The organism is Bradyrhizobium manausense (genome assembly GCF_001440035.1).
In the GTDB taxonomy this organism is placed as follows: Bacteria; Pseudomonadota; Alphaproteobacteria; order Rhizobiales; family Xanthobacteraceae; genus Bradyrhizobium; species Bradyrhizobium manausense.
Genome location: NZ_LJYG01000021.1, coordinates 20399 through 41705, shown reverse-complemented (window position 1 = coordinate 41705; position 21307 = coordinate 20399). Strand labels below are relative to the sequence as shown.

Sequence of the window (21307 nt, the reverse complement as noted above, 5' to 3'; positions counted from 1 at the left end):
TAGAGCGTTTCACATTTTGATTGAAGCATAGCCTGAGTTTGCGAAGTAGTTGGCGCATTCGCGAGGCTGGATGTCCTGGACGAGGTGACCGATATGGCGCCAGGTGTCCTCGATGGTGCGCTTCTGAGCTTGCCGCATCCAGTGTTTGATCTTGGAGAAGGCTTGTTCGATCGGGTTGAGGTCGGGCGAGTATGGCGGCAGGTACCAGAGCCTGGCGCCAGCCGCCTTGATCATCTGTCTGACAGCGTTCGACTTGTGGCTTCCGAGATTGTCGAGAATGACGATATCGCCCTCGCGCAAGGTCGGCAGGAGGAGGTGCTTCACGTAAGCGCGGAAGCATTCGCCATTGATGGGGCCGTCGAAGATGCAGGGTGCCGTGAGTTGGTCATGGCGGAGCGCACCGAGGAATGTGAGGGTACGCCAGTGACCGTGCGGAGCAAAGCCGCGCAGACGCGCCCCTTTGGGTCCCCAGCCTCGCAAAGGGGCCATGTTGGTCTTGATCCAGGTCTCATCGATAAAGACGAGCCGGCCCGGATCGAGCCCGGCCTGCCAAGATCGCCAACGCAGGCGCCTACGAGAGACGTCGGCGCGAGCCTGTTCGAGGGCGAACAGTGTTTTTTTTGAACCGCAACCCTTCCCGGCGCAGGAACAGCCAGACCGCATTGTGTGAGACCTTGACGCCACGGGCTGCCAGTTCCGCCTTCAGACCGTGCAGCGTCAGGTGCGGCCTCTCGGTGATCCGCTCGACGATGAAGGCGCGGTGCGGATCAAGCACGGGCTTGCGGTGGCCACCCATCTTGCCAGGCGTTACCGAGCCGGTCGCTCGATAACGCTGTGACCACTTCACAACTGAGGAGACCGCAACGCCAAACCGTTCCGCCACAGATCGGCAGCTCTCACCTTTGGCAACAGCGGATACTGCGCGCTTACGCAAATCGTTGGAAATTGGTCGGACCATCGGATGCTGGCCTCCAGCCCAGCCAGCATCTTGAATCATATTCGCCCCAGATCCGGAATCCCTCCCGATTCAATAAATCTGTGAACCGCTCTAACGGCGGTGCCGGATGCGGTGATGACAGCTTGCATCTTGATGCGCTATTACTCGCACTCTTGGAGAAGATACGAGCCAGAAAAGAGGTGGCCTGCGGCTCACCGTCTTCGATGGTTCAAAACGTTCGCCATGAACGTAACCCAAGTTCTACGACGGGGAACGATCAGCCGGTTGAAATGAAGATTGAAAAGGACAGGCCACCGACTGTGGCAGCCTTGCTTTTCAGCCTGAGCTTCTTCAATTACGCGTTCCAGTTCGCCACGCTGCTGCATCCAGCTCTCGATTGCCGGGGGTGACACTTTCGACCCGGCCAAATCGGATCAGCGCTTCCGGGTCGTACTGTCTGACTTCATGGCGTTGGTGTTCTTCCGGACCGTGATTGCGCGTGTCGGGCGCGAGGCCCCTGGCATCACGTTCGAGCTGGTTCCGCTTGACGATCAACCGGTCGAGCCGCTGCGGCGCGGCGAGGTGGATTTCCTGATCTTTCCGGAAATGTACATGTCAAACGCGCACCCCAAGGCAAAGCTGTTTGACGCTACGCTTGTGTGCGTGGGCTGTCACATGAACAAGCAGCTTTCACGCAAGCTCGCTTTCGAACGGTACATGTCGATGGGGCACGTTGCGGCGCAGTTCGGACCAACGGGAAAGCCTTCGATCGAGGCGTGGCTCCTGCTCGAGCATGGCCACAAGCGGCGTATCGAGGTTGCCCTGCCGAGCTTCAGCATGATCCCACCGCGGCTGCTGGGCACCGAGAGGATCGCGACCATGCATTCACGGCTGGCTCGGCTTTTCGCAACGACGATGCGGCTGCGGATCGTTGATCTTCCGCTGCCGCTACCGGCCTTTACGGAGGCCGTGCAATGGCCGGCGCTTCGCAACAATGATCAGGCAAGCATCTGGATGCGGAAAATCTCTACAGGAGGCGTCCCGCATGGCGTGACGCCCGCGATCTTCGCGCCAAGCTACCCGAAGGTTATCTGAAAAATGTTAGTCTCGCCTAGTTTGCGCCGACGTGAGTGTGGCGACTCCGGGCAAGATCGGGTCAAGCTCCTCCTGCTCGAGCGTCTTTGCGCCATCTTCGGCCAGGTACGCTGCCAGCGCTGCGATACCAGAGTCCGGTGGGCATCGAGCGGGGGCGGACTTTTTGGACGGCACCTGTCCCGAGCGCTCGGCGATTTCGACGCTCATCAGGTGCGGACGGATCGGCCGTCCGATGGCGCGCTCGATCGTGTGGAAGATCCAGGTGCCGTCCGGATCGATGTCCGACCAATGAAAGATCGGGGTCTGTTCGGACACCATTCCTCCGATCGTCCGCAAGGCCTGTTGGGTGGCGAGCGAGGGATATCCGCCGACGTACATCGTCATTCCCAGTCGACCGGGGTCGGCCTCGGCGATGTGCCTGTTGAAGCTTGCGAAGTTTTCGATCGTCAAAACGTAGGCTGGCGGCTCCCGGAAGCGGACGCGATCTGCCTCCTTGGGTGCGATCCCGAGATAGAGCGGAGCGATTGTGGACAGATCGGCCCCTTGGAGGTCGATCTTGCCCGCGATCAGCAGCGGCGGTGCGAAGCGCTCCAGTCCGATTGCCCGCAGTGCCTCGCGGGGCCGCGCGCCCGGCGGAAATTGCATGATGCCGCTCAGGAGCCGGACCACGGCACCCTCGATGCGTTCAAGCGTCTTGCTGTGCCCCACTGTCCGTCGCGAGAAGGTCTTGTAGTCGACATCGAGATGCTTGTTGTCTAGAATCGCTTGGGCGAGAACGAACGCGTGGCGCAGCGTGTCGACGTCGGACGAAGCGAATCCGTGCCACGTCTTGCCCCGCCCCCATAACTCGGCGATTTGAGAAGCGCTGTTCTTCAGCTGGCCGTGCAGCGCCGATCCGGCGACAAGCCGCGCGGCGGCGTCCTCCGCAATCCGCGACGCCGGGGTGCGACCGAGGTATCGGTATAGGATCTCCGCCGAGGCCAGCCGCACGTGTGCGACTTGGTCCCGCTTGGCGCCGCGGCCCCAGCCAAGAAAGACCGCGCCGGCACTTTCGACGTCCCTGATCTGTTTCAGGAAGGCGTCCGCCACGACCACCGATGGGAACGCGGCATAGTCCGGGTGGGCGATTGGACTTGCGGCTCCGGCCTCGAAGCGGTCGACCAGGTCGTTCAGCAGCCCGTTCGCGTCCGTGAAGCGCCGCGCCATGGCTACTCGGCGGCCAGACGGGTGGCGAGTTCATCTTCGGACATCAGGTCCGGATCGATTGCCATCAGTTCGCGCTTGGCCTTCTCTTTCAGCTCAACCACGGTGGCCCTGGACTGTTCGCCGATCCGATCCACCTCCACGATGGTATCCATGTGCTCGAGCACGGCGACCCGCTTCTCGAACGGCGCCGCTATCACGAACTGAAGGCCGAGGTTCTTGTAGAAGCTCATCATCTGCCGCTGGTTCTTGCCGTCCATCTTGGAGAAGGCCTCGTCGAACATGGCGAGGGCGAAGCCGGCGGGCTTGCCGGCACGACGCTCGGCGCTGCCGTAGACGGCGGCCAGCGAAGCGCCGATGGCGACGTAGATGGGCACCTGCTGTTCGGCGCCGGATCCGGTGCCGCGCCGCTGCTCCCAGCGGGTCGAGCGGCCGGTTGCGACATCCTCCATGTGGATTTCGAAGGTATAGAAGTTGCGGTAGTCCTCGAACTGGGTAAAGTCCTTGTCGGGGTCCTCGAGCAGCGCCTCGAGCGCAAGGATCGTATCCTTGTGCGGAAAGTCGTCGGGCACGTCGCCCCGAAACAGCATGTCAAGCGCCTCCGGAGACGTCTTGGCGATCTCGATGATCTTCAGGATGGGCTGGAATTCCACCACCTGCGTGCGGTGGAACGAATATCGCTCGTTGTGGAAGGGATGTGCGTAAAGGCTACGGTTCAACGACTGCAGCTCCCGCTCCATCTTGCCGATCCGGGCCGTGAGCGCGTTGATGAACTCGCCGCGCAGAAGGGTGGACGCCTTTTCCGCCGCTTCCCGCGCCTGCCGTTCGTACTGGTGTAGCTCGTTGGATTCGATATCCGAGATGAGCTGCTCCATCCAAGGCTTCACCTCCCGTAGCGGCTCGCTTTCCGCGCCGACTTGCGAGCTCATCCCGAACTGGTCGAAGTAATCGTAAAGGAGCTCGCGGACCCGTCGCTCGATCCGAGAGCGCTCGGTGTCCGAATTGTCCGCATCCTTTAGCGCCTTGTCGGCGATGGCGCGGTGTTTCTCCGCGAAGCCTTTTTGGGCCACGGCATCGAGGCGCTCGCGGTAGACGACCCTGCCCTTCGCGGCGGAATAGAGCGGAAACGTCTTGCGGTAGATCGACCGAGCGACCCGGAGGTTCAGCTCGGAGCCGGGCACGTTCTCGCCCTCTCCGAGCCTCCTCTCCGCCGATCTGACCTCGCCGTCATGCTCGCCAAACACTCTCTGCTGGGTCTTTCTCTCGCCGAGCCTCTTGTCCTTTAGCTTCTGCTGCGCTCTCTTCTTGTCGCCAAGCCCGCCGTCGCCCACGCCGTCGAGCGCATCGAGCATGGCCTGTGCTTCGGCGATCTCGGTCTGCGCGGCCGCGAAGGCTGCGGCGCAAGCATTCAGATCGTCTTGTCCATCGCAGATGTTCTTCAGAGCGGCAAAGGCCTGCTCCGCGGCCTGGGCCTCCTTGCTCTTGTCGGTCAGGATCCGGTCTAGTTCCTCGGCCCGATCCTGCAGGGCGCGCAGGGCGTTCGCTTGGGCCGCCTTTCCGATCTTGTGCTGCGAGGCTTCGATCCAGCGATGGGTCCTGACGAGTCCGTCGTCATAGAGGCCGTCCTTCATGATGGCCCTGCCGGGCCTGTTGAATTGGTCGAGTGTGTCGGCGAGACGGACCGTGCCATAGCGGCGCATGATGAACGCCATCGCGTCCGGATCCTGGCTCCGGAAAATGGACGGGAAAGTGCCGCGTTCAGGCTTGGCCCTAAACTGCTCGAGCTTGTTCAGGCTCACCAGGGATGCGTGGCGGAACTCGCGGCGGCCTTCCTTGAAAATCGCCGTGGCAGCGCTGATGACCGCTCTGTCCACGAATACGGCCTCCCGGTCGCGGCCGAGGAGCGCCTCGGCGGCTCCCGCCCATTCGGGTTCGGCGACTTCGATCATGTCGCAGAGCACGCGCGGGGCCATTCCCTTCTGCCGGAGCCTGCGGCAGAGCAGTTCGGTGTCATCGCCGAGATAGGCCCGCGCCCCTCCGGAGGCATGCTGTCGGATGCGTTCGAGCACCTCGTCGCGCCGGCCTCGGAGCCCGGAAAGGTCCGCAATGATCATCTGACGCGCTTCGTCGATCTTCGGTAGCCATTTCGCGCCGCTGACCGCGAAGGATTTCTCGGCCGCGGAAAGCTCGTCGGAGGCGAGCGCGATGTCGACCCCGGTGGCGACGGTCAGAAGCCGCTCCAGCGCAGGGACGAAGTCCTCGAAAGCGTCCGCACACATCGCCCGGAGCGGATGCAGGCGATGGATGTTGTCCAAGCGCGCCTTGAAGTCCGCCGAGGCGCGGTGCGCCGCCTGCGCGGCCACATCGGCCGTCTGCTGCAGCGACTTTCTTCCGGTCTTGGCATCGTGCTCGGCAATTGCGGCGGTGAGGCGTTCGATCTCGTTATCGATGGCCCTGACGTCCTCGTCGATAGATTCGAGTTCGGTTGCCGCGGCATCCCGGCGCGCCATCTCGGTACGCCGTTTGGTCTTGAAGTCCAAGTTCGTCGCTCGGGCGGCGAGCCAGGCCGCGCGTTTGGCGATCCACTCCTCCCTGAACTTGGTCTCGAGCGCCTCTTCCAGAGCTGCGAGGACGACCCGAAGCGCCCTCAGGGCTTCGAGTCTGAGGCGCATCTTCCTGATGGTCTCGCTGATGTTGCGGTAGGTCTGGATCGACTCGCGCAGCTCTTTGATGCCGATCGAACTTTCCTCGAGGATGTAGTTCCGCACGAATTGCGTGGCCGTCTGGTTGTGATCGAGCGTCATGGCGTTGACGATCGATTTCTGCAGCGCGCTGGCGTTCTGCTCGCCGTAGGGCGAATGCGGCAGGAGATGACGCATGTACTCGCGGACGTAGTCGCCGGCCCGGTCGCGGTGATTAACGAAGTTGCCGTCGCCGACCATCGCGACGACCCGGGCGCGCACTTCTTCCCACTGCGCCGGGAACTGCGACTGTCCTCGCTGTTCGATGAAATCCTTGGAGCTCAGAACGGCCCCGATGACGACGAACAGCGCCAGCACGGTCTCCCTGCTGTCGGACTTGCGCGCCTCGAGCGCCATACCGATCGTGACCGGCGGCCGAGCGCCTTCCGTGTCTTCGAAGCCTAGCGCGATGTAGGTGCGCGCCTCGTCGCGCCGGCGCTGGTCTTCGCCGAGCGTCCCGAGGCAGTAGTCGACGACGCTGCGCTTCGAGCCGCTGCGCGACTTTCCGCTGTCGCCGGCGACTGCGTTCAGGCGCAGGAACCGCCGGCTTCCGCCGGTGAGAACGACCTGCGCCATGTCGAGGATCGTGGATTTGCCGGACCGGTTCTCGCCAAGGACCCCGACGTGTCCAGTCACGTCGATATCGGCGATGTCGAATAGGTGCCAATTCACCATTGTGACGTGGCGTAGCTGCATCATGCCTCGTGTCCCGCGGGCTGCGGAAACCGGGCCTCCTCGCTGCGGACATAGCGCTCGAGCCGTTGGAGGGCGTCGCCGCCGCTGATCAGCTTGATCATCGGGCGTATCCTGATCTCGCAGTCCTGCTGTTCGTCGTCGAAGTCGCCGATCTCGACCAGGCTGCGCTGGGCGGCCTCGCGCAGGATGTCGCGGAAGCGGGCGGCCGAGATCGCGCCTCCGCCGCCATGTTGGGCCATCTCGCGGTAGCGGTCGAACAGGTCATTCAAGGTGGCGACCACGACGGCACGGTCTTCGACCGCTCCGACGTTCACCTCCTGCTGCCAATTTGCTGCCAGCACCAGCATGACGATGGTTCCGTCGAGCTTCATCCGAGGCAGCGGCACGTCCTCGTCCATGGCGACAATGCCGGCCCACTGCGCCTCCGGATCGCGATGGACACGGTATCCGCAACTGTCGAAGAACCCGTCGACCACGTCGCGGAAGCGACCGTCCATGAGCATGTTGTAGACAGTCCCAGTCCGGGGATCTCCCGCGAACACGAACTGCCGCCGCAGCAGGAAGTGTAGCGCTTTGCGGAGGTCGGCCGCCTTCTCCGCGCCGGAGGAGCGCTCGATGTTTTCGAACTCACTGAGCATGGGCCGCCCTCGCGTTTCGGTGTGGGCCGGATCGCTTGACCACGAAGTTCGCGCACCTTAGCCATTCGCTGTCGTGTGGCGGCGTATCCGGACACGGCTCCAGATCGAACCCGGCCGCGATCAGCGCCGGGACCTCGCCCGTCAGTGCGTATCGGCGGGCGCAATCGAAGGCGAGGAAGTCGTCCACGGAATCGATTTCGATGAAGCGGGCTTCTTTGGTCGCGAATGGCGGCACCTGGCCCTCGAGGAATCGTCTGACGTCCTCGGGGCGGGGTGCGATGCGAGCGATGTATTCGAGACGGAGCTTCTTCCGCAGCTCGTAGAGCGGGTCCGAGGGCGGCCCGGCGAGTTCCCTTGTCTCGACGGGGCGGCGCGGTTGCCTGGCCGGCGCCTGATGGTGCTCCGACCAGGGCGACCGTAGCGGCTCGATGCTCCATTCGACGGTCGCCTTCTCGTGCCTGCCGTCCCGCAGCAGGGCGTCGAGTCGACGGACGAGGTCGCCGGCCCGGCCGACGAGTCCCTGCCCGCCTCGCTCGGCGTACTTGATCGTGTTGCGGACCCGAGCTTCGAGCTGCCTGCGGAAGGCCTCGATCCGTTCGAACATTTCACCGATCTGTTCGAAGATGTTTTCGATGGCGAGCAGGTCGTCCGCCGCAGCCATCCGCCCATCCTCGACGTCCGCTGCCATGCTGGATGCGGTGTACTCCTCGGCAAGGACCTGCATGGTGTCCGGGGTGTAGGAGATCCTCCGCGCAAGATCGACGATTGCGTCACGGAAGCGGTACGGATGGTTGACGGTGAGGATGGACTCGAAGTCCTTCAGCAGGAGCTGATCGACGAACTCCTCGAAGAAGGCCTCCAACCGGGTAGCCACTGTCTTCGAGTCCATGACGGTCCGTCGGATTCGCTTCAGGTCGGCCAGAATGGCCCGCAGGCTCTTGGTGAACTGGTCAGCCTGGTTGCGCGCCTCGCGGACGGCGAGCGCGGCTTCGCGCTGCTTGCGGTCGGTGATCTCGGGCCTCAGCTTTTCGACCGCTTCCAGGTTCAGGCGGATCTGCACGATCAAGCCGCCGAACCGCTGCGAGAGATCCTTGTTGAGGCTCGCCAGCCGCTGGATGATCAGGAGAGGTCCCATCGCCATATCCACGGTGACCCGAAGGCCATATTCCTCTTCTTCGAGCCATCCCCAGGCGAGCAGCCGTGCGTAAAGCTGCCGTGCCAGACCGAGCGCTTTGTCGCCCTTCTCGGAGGCGAGCGCGACATCCGCCTTGCGGATGCGGCGGCGACCGGCCGAGATCATTTCCGGCAGGTTGCCGAAATCATCGCCCTCGCTCCACAGTGCGGGATTGGCCCGCATGACGTCGTAGATGGCGTGGACAACCTGCTGCGGCGTCGGGAACGCTGGTGCGCCCGAAAAGAAGCGTTCGTGGAGGTCGAGCAGACACGCCGCGTACAGGTGCTTGTGATCACGCGAAAAGGCCAGAAACGCGTCGTCATGCAAATGACGGAACAAGGACAATGGACACTCCTCCTCGGGCCGACTGCGGGTCGGCCCCTTATACTCATGATGTGCCGGAGAATATTGGTTATTGAGAGCGAGTTCGAAAGGGTACAACCGGAGGAATGGTTCTTAGTATGTTCTTATATAGCCTTCTGGGCCGGGCACTGTCGAGCCCCCGAAAGTCGCAAGGTGTCAACGCAGGCTGGAGACGGTTCCAGTTCCAGCGGAACAATTTCATCGCAAGCCGTTGAATTTGTTGTTGTTACCATTCTGCCAAAGTGGCAACAAGCCTTGTTACCATTTCGGCAGAATGGATACAAAACATTTGTTACCACTTCGCCAAAATGGTAACAAAGACCTATGAAGCAGTTTTCAAACATCGACCAGGTGATGTTCTCCGACCTGGTTCAGAAAGCGACTGACGCGGACTTCGACGAGAATTTCCCGGAGAACGGGACCTTTCTCAAACAGAAGCGGGCCAATCGCGACTACTATTACTACAAGGCCTATCAGCCGTCCGGCGGCGAGGGACCAACGAAGACGGCCCTCAAATACGTGGGACCAGCCGACGATCCGGAGATCGCCAAGCGCGCCGAAGCATTTCAGCGCACCAAAATCGGCTATCGCGCTCGTCGCGAGCTCGCGGCCAAGTTGAGGCGGGCTGGCTATCCCGCCCCTCCTCACATGGAAGGTCTCGTCGTCAATGAACTCGCGCGCGCGGGACTTTTTCGACTTCGCGCCACGCTCGTCGGTTCGATGGCCTATCAGACGTATAGTGGCGTCCTCGGCGTCAGGCTCCCCGACGAACTCGTCACGACCGAGGACATGGACATCGCAAAATTCTACGGCATCTCGATCTCCATCGATGAAAGCATGCCGGACATCGAAGACATCTTGAAAAAGGTGGATCCGACGTTTGCGCCCTCGTTCTCTCCCGACGAAACCAAGCTATTCAGCGGTTTCGCCAACGCCACCGGCTTCAAGGTCGAGTTCCTTACGCCAAACCGCGGCGACGAGGACTACTCCTCCAGGCTGACGCCGATGCCGTCGTTGGGGCCGTCCGTAGGGGCGCAGGTGTTGCGATTCCTGGACTACCTGATCCATGAGCCGATCCGCTCCGTGGTCTTGCACGACGCCGGCGTGCCGGTTCTTGTGCCGGCGCCGGAGCGCTACGCCATCCACAAGTTGATCGTCGCCACCAAACGAAACGTGTTCTTTGCGGACAAGGCCAAGAAGGATATCAACCAGGCGGGCGCACTCATTCAGGCATTCGATGCCGTCAAGCGCAACAGCGACCTGGGTTTCGCGTGGATGGAGGCTTGGGAACGCGGAGCGAGATGGCGACGTCGCCTCGGCGTTGGCGCTCTGCGTCTTTCTGACGACACATTCGCCATGCTCTCGAAGGGAGTAGCGGAAGCGGCCAAACTCGACGGGGAGCCGGCAGACGAGTACGGACTCACGGGCGGCAAGGATGGTCTTCTCGCGCGCGTCTCTATAGCGAGACCGACCGCCGCGCCGACGCAGTGACAGCGGCTTCGTCGACATGTCGACGCCCGCCTGCTGCGGCTCCCGTCCCGATCTGCCGCTGCTGCTGCCGCTGATCTCGGCATCGGCGGCATGGCGTATCACGGCACCGGCATGATCCCCGCCGACCATGCCGATGCCGATCATGGTGCCGGTCATGATGTCGATCGCGCTGCCGATCGCGACCACGCCGATCGCGGTGATCGCGATCATCCGCCCTCGTCGCTCAGTGGGCGGTTCCGCTGAAGCAATTTCGTCGCAGGGTCGCGCGAAAACCCGATCTCCGCGAGGAAACGGGAGAACCTGCTGTAGGCTACCTCGCACCCTTCCTTCTCCTTGAACTCCGCCCAAAGACGGTTGGTGCTGCGCGCCGGATCCGCCTCGGTCATCGCAGCGATGCGTTCGGCGTAGGGATCGAGTTTGCCGGCGGGCTCGATCCGACCGGTCTTGGCGAAGTGTTCGACCCATTTGGCGACGTTCTTGTGGTGGATCCCGAGGCGCTTTCCCACCTAGTGCGCCGCGAGCCCGCTTCGACGGCTTGCCTCTTCAGGTCTGCGGAAACGCGCGCGCCGACGCGCGCGGGATGCTCGATCTCATCGGGCCCCGGGAGCTGTAGCGCGAGCGCCGCTTCGACCTCTCTGCGCGGGAAGACGGAAATCCGACGGTCGCGCAGCGTGGGCACTGGCCTGTTTTAACCCCCAGTGGCCTAAATTGGATTTCGCACTGGCCTAGAAAAAGCCCGCCAACCGGCGGGCTTTTTCTATGGCTAATCAGCCGAATTTGAGCATCTGAACTGGTTCTTCCGGAGTTGGCTGCGGAATCGGGCGTCCCATTTCATGGGCGGCCTCAATCCAGCATGCGATAGCGTCCTGAGCGTTTGCCATCGCCTCTTCGGGCGTCTGGCCGTCGGACATGCATCCGGGAAGATCGGGAACCAGAGCGATAAAACCGCCCCCATCGGCAACACGAAGCGGTCGGATTGTCACAGCGTATTCAGTCGAGATACTCACTTGATCCCCCTGACCACTTCGAGGAACTTCACTAATCTGCGTATATATACAGGCTTATGGGCCTTTTAGAGGGAAGGGTTTGAATGTGATCAATACGCGGGTGTGACACCTTATAGTGTGATCCACGCCCCGTTCCGTTGGCGGCTTGCAGGACACGTTATGTTCCGCGCAAACCGTTTCCACATCCTTAATGGTCCAGTCCCCCCTGAGGTTCCGGGTCATTCGCTCTAAGAGGTCGTTGGCCATTGGGAAGGTAGCATTTCCGGCGGGAATCGAGATTCAAAGACTCCTTGAGCTATACTATCTGGCCAACGGCCTACTTTGGAATACGCGGTGGCCTATTCGGCCAGTACCCGCAGCCCAGAGATCGTGAATAAGGCTTTCAGACGACGCACCGAGTCTTGAGAGCCCTACTTTGAATTGAGGCGCACGTTACATGACTTCATCGCCCACAGAAAGGTGACCCGCAGTCGGCCACCTGTTTGTGGTGGATCAGCGCTCGGTCAGCCAAGTGCCCGCTTCATTTCGGCGGGCGACACTCCGCCCCGTCAATCGGAGCCATTGGCGCTCGACGACTTGCGTTCCTCGAACGTCGCATCGACGATCTGATAGAACGCCATTGGGCTACTGGCGATTTCCCACACAGCCAAAATAACCTGATAGCCCGTGCGCTTTGGCAGGTCGCACATGTGCTCGGTGGGCTCCGGGGGAATAAGGTTGGCATTCGGATCCCAAAAGGGCTGGCCGGGATTCTGAACCGTGCAGAATGGCTTCGCTTCGAACTGCGCGCGCGTGAGCGGCGAGGACGGATTCCACCCCATCCGTGTGATGAAGTAGTTCCAACGCCTCGTCAGGTGAACCGCCCCGTATTCCCACTTGAACTTCTGCTTCGCGCCGGGGCGCAGAACAATCTTCTCCCAGCGCGTCGGCGTCTGCTCATTGAGCAAGGGCACATCACCGCGTACGCTGCTGCCGGCGATGTGGCCGTCCTCTGGTGGCGCCGCATTCTGCACATCGGTCGGCGCGGTCAAGTCTAACAGCCCTCCCTTGATTGCCGGGAAGAACTTACCGCTCTCCATCGAGCTTGCCCTTTGCAGATCAATTGGACAATCCTTATTCCTGTGTTCGGCACACAACACGACGCGTGAGGCTGGCTCGGTGAGGCGACCTTGCGCCAACGCGCTCGCAACGACGAACAGCGATGCCGCGCCGCCCAAGAGCGCACTGGACCAGGGTCGAAATTCATGCCTCGTCGTTCTCCTTGCAATTGTCGGATTGTCGGTCGAAGAAGGGCCGTGAGACCGAACCAGGTGACTGCCATCAGGCACCTCGGCCCCGTAGGCGGCCACCGAACAGCCCGCTGCCAGGCAGCGCTCACTTACACCTCGCTCTCTCCAATACCCAGGGCTATTCCAATGACGGCGCGTATGCAGGCCAACTGAGCTGTAAGGTGGTGGCCGGTTGATTATTTCAAGTCGTTTCGCTTTAGACATGAGAAACCTTTTCATCCGCTCTCCTTGGCACCCCGTTACGCTTTCTGCTTGCGGGCAGGGCGTGCCATGGAATGTAGCAAGTCACCTAAGATGTCGTGGTGCAGAAGCTCATGACGCGCCACCAATCCATCCAGGCCGACGGTTAGCTTAAGTTTATTCGCGCGCCTCGAAGCCATATCGAGCTCCGCGAGGCCTCATCTCGGCGTGACAGGCAAAGCCCCTGCCTTCCAGACGGGACAGAGTCCCAAGCGATTGGGAGCGCGCCTTGGCAGCGCGACGGATCTGCAAAACTTCAAGCAGCGGGATCCATTTCATACTGTAGCGTCTGTGACATTGATTGGGATCCAATTGCGCAACCTTCATCTGACCTCGCGAGACAGGTGCCTGTGATGTCGCGGTGTGATGCAATTGACGTGCCGTTAGAGATACGGTTCTGCCTTCTCGAAGAGCGGCAAAACTACATCCTTCGTGCGAGGCCGACGTACTTGTGTCGAGCTACTGCCAATGTGTCACGAAGCGGACATCTAGCAGGAAAACTTGCAGCGCGATAATTGGCTCAGTTTCTGCATGGTTGCAGGCATCATGTAGTGAGTGCCGCCCTGAAGAAGTATTGTTCGGTAGCGGCGTCGAAAGAGCCGGAAGTCTCACATGATGCGCAAGTTGTCTATTGCTACCATTCTCGTGCTCGTCTCATCATCCCATGATATCGCGAACGATGATTTGATGGTGGCAGCCAAACAGATTTTCAAACCGATCCCATCTGCTATTCCCGCGGTAAAAGACAATCCTGTCACGACCGAGAAAGCCGAGCTCGGCAAGATGCTGTTTTTCGACCCTCGGCTCTCGGCGAGTGGAGTCATTAGCTGCAATACGCGCCATAATCTCGGCACCGGCGGGGTCGACGCCGGTCCCACATCCGTTGGTCACGGCTGGCAAAAGGGGGCGCGTCGGGCACCAACCGCCTACAATGCGGTGTTCAATGTCGCGCAGTTCTGGGACGGACGCGCGACGGATCACAAAACACAAGCCAAGGGTCCCGTTCAGGCGAGTGCCGAAATGAATGCGACTCCGGATCACGTGACGAGCACGTTGAATTCGATGGAAGATTATGTCGGTAAATTCAAGCAAGCCTTCCCGCGTGATATACCGCCGGTCACCTTCGACAATTTCGCGAAGGCGCTCGAGGCTTTTGAAGCTACTCTCACGACCGGCGGCTCCGTTCGACCAGTACCTGAATGGCGATGCCAACGCTCCGAACGACCAACAAAAGGCGGGATTGCGGCTGTTCATGAACAAAGGGTGCGCCTCCTGCCATAGCGGAATCAATATTGGGGGACAGGATTTGTTCCCGTTTGGTGTAATCAAAAAGCCTGATATCAAATTGCTTCCTGCGGCCGACAAGGGACGGTTCGCGCTCACCAAGGCCTTCAGCGACCAATACGTGTTCCGTGTCGCCCCCTTGCGCAATGTTGCCTTGCGGGCTCCCTACTTCCATTCGGGTCAGGTTTGGACTCTCAAGGAAGCCGTAGGAATTATGAGCGAAGTCCAGCTCGGCGCCAGGCTCAGCGAGACGGAGAACAACGATATTGTTGCGTTTCTACATTCACTGAGCGGGCGCCTACCCAACATCGAGTATCCGATCTTGCCAACGCGCACAAAGGAGACGCCGCCACCTTCTCTAGGCAGATAGTGTCGTTCTTCTACAAACGGGATCGTCCGGCGTCGGCCCGATCTTGCCTACGGTTTACTTGCGGCGCGGCTGCTGCGCTTGGCGGCGGTCGCGATCCGAGCGCATTGAGGCCCATGAAGTTACCCCTAAGCATCGCGACCCGCTCTATGGCGGCCGAAAGAGGCGCTGGATCAGGGTGACAGGCAGCATCCCGCGATCGGCCTGAGAGCTGTAACGGAGGTCAGATGTCGACAGTCATTCAAAATCTGCTCGCCCGAAAGCAGAAGCTCATTGAGCAACTTGATTTGACCCAAGACGTTGAGCAGCGCCAGGAGATTGAGCGTCAGCTTCAGCAGGTAAACACTGCGCTCGACCTTCTTGATCGACCTAAGCAGGCTCGCAAGTGAGAACGCGAGACTAAAGCCCTGCGCGATCTGAATGTAGAGCGGCTGGTTTTCCAACAATGAATTGCTCTGGATCCTGTTGCCGGGCCTCAGCGTCGCGCCCTCGCTGAAACGTCAGCCAATGTCTGCGCAAAATGGCGGTTCCAGAATTAACCTGCAGCAGCGACATCAAGCTTAATGCAAGGGTTTGATTGCTGTGGCGCAGCGCGGCGTCTAGGCTCAGCGCACCGGACATTGCCCTGTCCGGGTCCACCCAAGGCGAAGACGTCGCGCCAATATACTCGGCGCGGCGCTTCATTTGGTCGAAAGGCGTTATCGTGCGCGTAAGCTGCTGTCCGCCGGTTTCTGCGACTGTCTCTGGACCACTTTGCTCGCGCTAGTCGTTGCTGAGTTGACCCTTCTGGGCGTGGAGGCCATGGACCGACGACGACACCAAGTAGCTCGGCTCCACTGAACGATCAACCTTCCTCACTCTGGCGCGATCGTCGCAAGCCCAGCTTCGATGATTGCGATTTCTTGGCTGACTTGCTCGACGGCTCGACTTGGATCGATGCCGGTGACACTCGTTAGTTGCCTCAGCAGCTCCCGCCGATGTGCAAGAAGCCTCTCCAGCGCGGCACGATCGTTTAGTCTGACATAGCCGTTGACGATCAACTCAACCGAATACGACATATATCACCCAAACAAACAACGCTCCCAAAAGATCAATCTAGCAGATCACGACAGCGCGCGGAGCATTGCGCGGCGAAAAACCTTGATTGATAACACTAACGAGCAAAGCTTCTTGTCGCCATGCGCCAACCGCGCCCATTCTGGTAGCGGGCGCGAAGGTGCCGATGTTTCGCGTAACCGGGGCCTTCGCGGCAAGGGGCCCCCGCCTAGAAGCGACGGCCCCACCCAACGCGGGCGACCAATGCAGAGCAGCTGCCAAATGGCAGGAAAACCTTCACTGTATCATTGGCGGCTTTCGTTCCGAAAACGCTGGCACACATCTAAATGGAACAATGATCCGTCCTGGCATGCTCGTTTTTACTCGAAATGATCCGGCAAGGAGCCGTGAAACACGAATAGCATTTAGAAACGTTCACGCCGGACCATCGTACGCAACAACTTATGACGAGCCCAGACAGACGCTCACTTGAATGCATCGTTCAGGATCGCCGCAATCCTGGCGCCGGCGAGCGCAATCCGCTGGTTGGCGATCCTGTGGGCCCTCGATTGATAAGCCTGCGTGAGCTTGTACGGGCCGTCGCCGCTGCGGATCGGCGGCGCGTACACTGACGTCTTGGCGATCTCGAAGCTCTCCTGAATCCAGTCATTCTCGTCCGTTGATCCGGCATCCACGGTACGAAGATCGGCCGCGGCGTCGATGGCATCTTGTGGTGGCGCGCTGGTCGATCCCAACAACCCATCCCAAAAGGCATGGAGCTCTCTGGAGCTTCCACATTTGGTGCAACTGATCTTCACGTCGTTCCCGCCGGCATCGCCATCCTGCTCGGCGTGCGTGAAGCGGGAGGTCGCATGCAGCGGTTGGTGCAGGTCACCTATAAGATGCAGCAGCCAGGAAATATCGTATGAGCGTATGTCGTCCGATACCGTCTTATCCGTAAGCGTCTTCTTGAAGACAGCGACTTGAGTCTGCGCGTTGGGCGATTGCGGCTGCTGCAATGGGGTACCATCTGTCGAGAACGGTTCGTCAATGAAGTGCCAGTACTTGTGGCGGAAGTGATCGGCATAGCCGATATTTTGGGACGCTTCGGGTGTCTGCGGCGCAACATCGCCGTTTCTGTCACCATCGTTGTGATAGTCGCTGAGCGATTTGATCTGGTCCGGCCAGGTCGCCGCCTTGACGAAGGCGACTTGGTCGCGCTGGCTCACCGGCACGCCCTGGATCCAGCCATCGTATTGAGGATTGAGCTTTAAAAGGCGCGTGGCTTCCTGCTTGGCGGCGGGCGTTAGCTGATTCCAGGCCAGCGCAGCTGCCTCCATATGTCCGAAATTATTCCAGGCCTTGGCGGGCGCCGCAAAGAGCACTGCACAGCCCAGCGCGATCCAGACGCGTGTTTTCATGGAAAATCCTCACTGAAGAATTGAAAGGACTATCTTACATTGCGAACACTAATTTATACACGTAATTTATGTCTTCAAAAAGGAAGGACCGCTCATGCCACGCAGACCGCAAAAGCGAGCTCAAATCAACGGGGATCGTATTGCCGGGGAAGTCTTGCCTTAACTGCCGCCCGGTCGCCGTCCACCATCGCGCAAGCTCCCAATCACTTCAATCAGCGCTCACCACCGCCGTGAAGCGCGCTCTGAACGAAACCTTAAGAGCTTAAGCCGACGGAGGTCTTTCAGACCTAGAAGGCTCGCCGGAATGCGCCGCGCTGTTGACCCACGACATTGTGGCGACCCCAACCTGAAGCCAGCATGACGCGGCAGTCAGCAAGGCTGCGAGCCCAACAGGAACGAGATCTTGCGTATCGCGCCCAGGGAAGGCACGCGTGTTGCGGTAAAGGAAGGCGACGTTGGCTAAGTGACAGCATCGGTAACAATGGTAGCCGCAATATTCTCTCCGCGTTACTACATCTCGCAGGTAGCCAGGACCTAACGGCCGAGAACAAATCGTGCAGGTTCGCTCGCCGTGCGGCGTCCGGTGATTCACCAGGATGAATTTTCATAGCATAGGCCCGTTATGTGCTCCGTCCGGCCTTAAGATTTTGCCCGCGATTCGAGTTTCCAAAGGGCACCGATCTCGGGCGACCGCAGATCACATGCGAAAGCGCCGGGCCGAATGCGACGAATATATCTGGACTCGCAGTCACAACTGACTATGTCCCGGTTGGTCACTCGAGACACAGATCCAAAATGAAGAAACGCAATGCAATCTTCTTCAAGATCTGTCTGATACCCGGCGGTATTAGGCGGCTCGCAACCAGCGAAGCCATTTTTGATCGGCCTCCCGCCGTGCCTTGAACCGGTCGATGCATTTCTTGGAACAAAGAGCCGTTCGCCAGTAATAGTAGCGGATCAGACCGAATCTTCCACCACAGATCGCACAGCACTTTGCTGAACCATGCTCCGAACTATGGAAGCTGTTTCGCATTCCCGCCTCCTGTTGGCGTCACCTGACTTTTCCTTCGGCGCAGCTACGCATGCGACGTACGACTTCGGCCGGCGTCCAGCTCGTCCGGCTTGTTCAGACACCGCGCAAATCACTTGATGTGCACCGATTTGACGAAGCAACGCTCCATTAAAGGGCTTCGCCAAGGCTGCTCACAATAAGCCTAGTTCAATCTTGATTAGTGCAATCAACAACCGTCTAAAGCCTAAATCCTGCGCTCTGCCGCCAATTTCTGACGAACTCTGGCTGCATTGATCCGATGACGCGCATTTGGCAGCGCTGCGGACCGTTAGCACCGATCCGCACTGCCAAAAGGCAAGCGGTTCCCGTCTCGACCTGCTCGATCAACATGGCCACTGCGGGCTGAGGTGTGACCTTTGCGTTTGCGAGCTGACGTGCTGCGTTACTTTAAGAAGGCGGACGGCATGTCGCATGATATTTTAGTATCTGCGTTTCGATATCGCACTCCCTTCAGAAAAGGTGGGTTGCGCGGGCGGCCGGCAACGCACAGCCACCACACGACGAGACCGGTCGTACCGGGCAGAGGCAGGATGGCGGTCGCTCGATCGGCCGTTGTTTCTATGCGCTTGTGACGTCGCGGTCGTGCTCAGCAGTAAGCGTCGCGCCTAGAGGGTCATGCCTTTTTACTACGCACCGTCGCCCGCTCGATGTAGTCGCTAGAGCTTGATCGCGTATTCCGCGTTCGTTTCCGGCCTAAGAATTAGGTTATCGATCAGCCGCGTCGAGCCGACGTAGGCCGCAGCACACAGGGCTGCAGGATGACGCAAGGGACTTAGGGCCGGCTCAAGCGTGTCGGAATCGACGATCTCGATGTACTGCAGACGGTCGACTCCATCCAAATGCTGCCTAGCGATTGCGATAAGCTTCTCGCATTGGCGCTCGCCTGCACGAAATTCGGCCTCCGCAGCGAATAGACCGCGACTGATCGCAAGAGCTCGCTGGCGCTCTTCTTTATTGAGGTATCGATTGCGGCTGCTCATGGCGAGTCTGTCCGGCTCCCGAACTGTTGGCACGGTGACGATCTCGATCGGGAGATTGAGATCAACTACCATCCGACGCACGATGGCACATTGCTGGAAATCCTTCTGTCCGAAAAATGCGATATCCGGCTGCACCATGTTGAACAGCTTGCAGACGACGGTTGCGACACCGCGAAAGTGTCCGGGCCTGAACGCCCCGCACAATGATTTTGCGAGTTCGCCGGGTTCGAGGAAGGTCTCAAACTGAGCCGGATAGACCTCGCGCGCATCTGGAGCGAAGACGATCGCGACACCGGCCTCGCGGCACAGCTTCTCATCGCGTAAAAAGTCGCGCGGATAAGTGCTGAGGTCCTCGGTTGGCCCGAACTGAGTGGGATTGACGAAGATACTTACGACGGTGAGGTCGCATCGCGCACGACTCGCCTCGATCAACGCCATGTGGCCGTCGTGCAGATAGCCCATTGTCGGTACAAAGCCGACACGTTTGTCACGAGCTTTTGCAAGAGTGCTACGAAGCTCAGATACCGTCGTAATTGTTTGCATGTTTAAGCTTTACATCAGGTTGGATTGGAAGGCACCCAGTTTGCGATCGCATCGCTCAACCCTTCCGGAAGTCGATAGGATTCTTGTGGCGTCGGGAATGCACCGTTCCGGACATCTGCGGCCCAGCGTGACAGCGCCTCCTGCAATAGCGGAAAACCCTCGACATAGGTGCGAACGAATTTTGGCCGATGACTTTCAGTTAAGCCAAGCACATCGTGGAATACAAGCACCTGGCCGGAACAGTTGGGGCCCGCTCCGATTCCAATCGTCGGTATTGTCAGTGACTTGGTCGCTCGGGCGGCGAGCTCGGCCGGGATACCCTCCAGGACGAGAGCGAAGCATCCGGCCTCCTGCAGACAGTGGGCGTCGTCGAGCAGGCGCAAGGCATTGTCGGCGTTCCGGCCCTGCACCTTGAAACCACCCATAACATTGACGCTCTGCGGCGTCAGGCCGAGATGGCCCATCACGGGAATCTCACAATCAACCAAAGCACGTACGATTTCAACGCGCTTGGCCCCGCCCTCGAGCTTCACGGCGTCGGCCCCTCGCTGCAGAAAGCCTCCCGCGTTGCGGATCGTCTCCTCGGGACTGAGGTGGAAGCTTAGAAAGGGCATGTCGGCTACAAGCAAGGCATGAGGCTTTGTGCGCGCCACGGCTTCGAGGTGATGGTTCATCATCGCCATGCTGACGGGCAACGTATTATCGAATCCGAGGCAGACATTGCCAACGCTATCGCCCACAAGGATGATGTCGACGACGGGGTCGGCGATGCGTGCCGTCACCGCATCGTAAGCGGTGGTCATTACGACACGCCGCCCCTCCCCCTTCCACCGCTGCAGCACTGGAATGGTAACGCGCGCGAAAGGCGGGTCCGAAATATGGCTCATCTAAAGTCCGATCGGTCGACTTACCCACACCTAGGGTCGTCGCTTCCTAAGGAAGGCGAGAGAAATTTGTCAACGGTGAAGAGAAAAAAGAAAGCTGTCTCTCCAAAGTTAGCGGCGCGCGCACAGAAACATCCAATGATCGCGCAATCATCGAACAAGACCTTCCAGCTCGTCAGCGACATACGGACCAATCGCGCGGCGGGTGCGCGCCGGTCTGCCGGCTGGACGACCTTTCTCATCCTGCCATTACCGGGAAGATCCCGGCAACGCGGTGACCGTCGACCCCAGGGTATCGGGCTCACGCCTCGCACATCAACAGCCAGCTGAGAGCGCTGGCAATCAAGATCAAACGGTTGCCGAAAGCAGAGCAAACCAAGCCTGCCGAACGCATCCAACCCAGCGCGGCGGCGCCCGCTGGCAAAAGCCCCCAGCACTCGCCCGCTTGAGGCGCCAACCTAATCGCGATCACGGGGTCAAGAGCGCATTTTCTTTGCGATCCTGTGCTCTGCGAAATGTCGGACGCGGAGCCAGTCCGCACGAAATATCCTCTTCATGCTGCGTCGATGGCCCATATCATTCTTGCAATACAAGCAAGACGAGGTTACGCAGCCGTTCCTCATCAGTGACGGAATTTCGGAAGACGCACACGACCGTTGCCTGATCTTCGTTTACGACTAGATCATAGTCGTCGGAGTGGCGGGTGCCCTGTGGGAAATCTTCCGGATCGGCGAAATCGCACGCCGATTGGGCAGGTGCGGATATCGTCGAGACCGTCCGCGCAGGGAGGCGATCGAGGAGAACTCTCCACCAACATTCCCGCCGAATGAGATTGTAATTCGCCGGA

General features: G+C 60.0%; 16 protein-coding genes and 2 pseudogenes. 5 read left to right on the top strand and 13 right to left on the bottom strand.

The genetic code is table 11. The features are described from left to right. Window positions 1-9: 9 nt before the first annotated feature. Window positions 10-958, bottom strand: a protein-coding gene (locus AOQ71_RS42540; RefSeq protein WP_157083369.1) for an IS630 family transposase whose coding sequence is annotated in 2 segments (ribosomal slippage) — window positions 10-621 and window positions 623-958 — 948 coding nt in all. Because the reading frame shifts where the segments join, the coding sequence is not laid out codon by codon here. Between the two features lie 80 nt (window positions 959-1038). On the opposite strand from AOQ71_RS42540, the gene AOQ71_RS44755 reads away from it, so the two are divergent. Next, the gene (locus AOQ71_RS44755) at window positions 1039-1347 is read left to right on the top strand and encodes a hypothetical protein (RefSeq protein WP_157083368.1); all 309 of its coding nucleotides are present in this window, start codon (window positions 1039-1041) and stop codon (window positions 1345-1347) included. Continuing rightward, window positions 1322-1991: pseudogene (locus AOQ71_RS04410) on the top strand (LysR substrate-binding domain-containing protein); the annotation flags it as partial. The gene AOQ71_RS44755 and the pseudogene AOQ71_RS04410, both read left to right, overlap by 26 nt. 47 nt (window positions 1992-2038) lie before the next feature. Here the strand turns inward: AOQ71_RS04410 and AOQ71_RS04405 are convergent. Genes AOQ71_RS04405 through AOQ71_RS04390 form a run of 4 tightly spaced genes read right to left on the bottom strand, consistent with a single transcriptional unit; the run spans window position 2039 to window position 8811 of the window. Continuing rightward, window positions 2039-3238 (bottom strand): Wadjet anti-phage system protein JetD domain-containing protein, encoded by a 1200-nt coding sequence (locus AOQ71_RS04405; RefSeq protein ID WP_057742408.1) that lies wholly within the window; start codon window positions 3236-3238, stop codon window positions 2039-2041. A 2-nt stretch (window positions 3239-3240) separates the two neighbouring features. Continuing rightward, window positions 3241-6675 carry an SbcC/MukB-like Walker B domain-containing protein gene (locus AOQ71_RS04400; RefSeq protein WP_057742405.1) on the bottom strand — a complete coding sequence of 1145 codons (3435 nt, stop codon included), beginning with the start codon at window positions 6673-6675 and terminating at the stop codon, window positions 3241-3243. Beyond that, window positions 6672-7310, bottom strand: a complete 639-nt coding sequence (locus tag AOQ71_RS04395; protein WP_057742400.1) for a DUF4194 domain-containing protein — start codon at window positions 7308-7310, stop codon at window positions 6672-6674. The genes AOQ71_RS04400 and AOQ71_RS04395 overlap by 4 nt, the downstream gene beginning before the upstream one ends. Further along, complete coding sequence (locus AOQ71_RS04390; RefSeq protein WP_245316699.1) at window positions 7300-8811, bottom strand: Wadjet anti-phage system protein JetA family protein; 1512 nt, start codon at window positions 8809-8811, stop codon at window positions 7300-7302. Before AOQ71_RS04390 ends, AOQ71_RS04395 begins: the two co-directional genes overlap by 11 nt. A gap of 390 nt (window positions 8812-9201) precedes the next feature. Between AOQ71_RS04390 and AOQ71_RS04385 the strand changes: the two genes are divergently transcribed. Continuing rightward, on the top strand, window positions 9202-10338 hold the full coding sequence (locus tag AOQ71_RS04385; RefSeq protein ID WP_162268315.1) for a nucleotidyltransferase family protein: 1137 nt from the start codon (window positions 9202-9204) through the stop codon (window positions 10336-10338). Between the two features lie 206 nt (window positions 10339-10544). Here the strand turns inward: AOQ71_RS04385 and AOQ71_RS04380 are convergent, their stop codons facing one another. From AOQ71_RS04380 to AOQ71_RS04370, 3 genes are all read right to left on the bottom strand, one after another. After that, entirely contained in the window at window positions 10545-10844 is a 300-nt protein-coding gene (locus AOQ71_RS04380) for a hypothetical protein (RefSeq protein ID WP_057742389.1), read from the bottom strand. Between the two features lie 261 nt (window positions 10845-11105). Then, window positions 11106-11345, bottom strand: a complete 240-nt coding sequence (locus tag AOQ71_RS04375) for a type II toxin-antitoxin system HicB family antitoxin (protein ID WP_057742385.1) — start codon at window positions 11343-11345, stop codon at window positions 11106-11108. A gap of 548 nt (window positions 11346-11893) precedes the next feature. Next, complete coding sequence (locus AOQ71_RS04370) at window positions 11894-12562, bottom strand: lytic polysaccharide monooxygenase (protein WP_057742382.1); 669 nt, start codon at window positions 12560-12562, stop codon at window positions 11894-11896. A gap of 927 nt (window positions 12563-13489) precedes the next feature. Between AOQ71_RS04370 and AOQ71_RS04365 the strand changes: the two are divergent. Together AOQ71_RS04365 and AOQ71_RS46220 are read left to right on the top strand one after the other, a co-directional pair. After that, window positions 13490-14528: pseudogene (locus tag AOQ71_RS04365) on the top strand (cytochrome-c peroxidase). A gap of 224 nt (window positions 14529-14752) precedes the next feature. Next, on the top strand, window positions 14753-14914 hold the full coding sequence (locus tag AOQ71_RS46220) for a hypothetical protein (RefSeq protein ID WP_167353962.1): 162 nt from the start codon (window positions 14753-14755) through the stop codon (window positions 14912-14914). Between the two features lie 10 nt (window positions 14915-14924). Here the strand turns inward: AOQ71_RS46220 and AOQ71_RS44750 are convergent, their stop codons facing one another. The 5 genes from AOQ71_RS44750 to panB all read right to left on the bottom strand — a co-directional run bounded on the left by AOQ71_RS44750 (window position 14925) and on the right by panB (window position 20463). After that, window positions 14925-15146 (bottom strand): hypothetical protein, encoded by a 222-nt coding sequence (locus tag AOQ71_RS44750; protein ID WP_157083367.1) that lies wholly within the window; start codon window positions 15144-15146, stop codon window positions 14925-14927. Between the two features lie 233 nt (window positions 15147-15379). Further along, on the bottom strand, window positions 15380-15583 hold the full coding sequence (locus AOQ71_RS04355; RefSeq protein ID WP_057742374.1) for a hypothetical protein: 204 nt from the start codon (window positions 15581-15583) through the stop codon (window positions 15380-15382). Between the two features lie 462 nt (window positions 15584-16045). Beyond that, window positions 16046-16981 carry a S1/P1 nuclease gene (locus tag AOQ71_RS04350; RefSeq protein WP_057742370.1) on the bottom strand — a complete coding sequence of 312 codons (936 nt, stop codon included), beginning with the start codon at window positions 16979-16981 and terminating at the stop codon, window positions 16046-16048. A gap of 1728 nt (window positions 16982-18709) precedes the next feature. Then, window positions 18710-19576: a pantoate--beta-alanine ligase gene (panC, locus tag AOQ71_RS04345; RefSeq protein WP_057742367.1), complete on the bottom strand. Its 867-nt coding sequence runs from the start codon at window positions 19574-19576 to the stop codon at window positions 18710-18712. A 14-nt stretch (window positions 19577-19590) separates the two neighbouring features. Further along, window positions 19591-20463: a 3-methyl-2-oxobutanoate hydroxymethyltransferase gene (gene panB, locus AOQ71_RS04340; RefSeq protein WP_057742364.1), complete on the bottom strand. Its 873-nt coding sequence runs from the start codon at window positions 20461-20463 to the stop codon at window positions 19591-19593. Window positions 20464-21307: the final 844 nt, after the last annotated feature.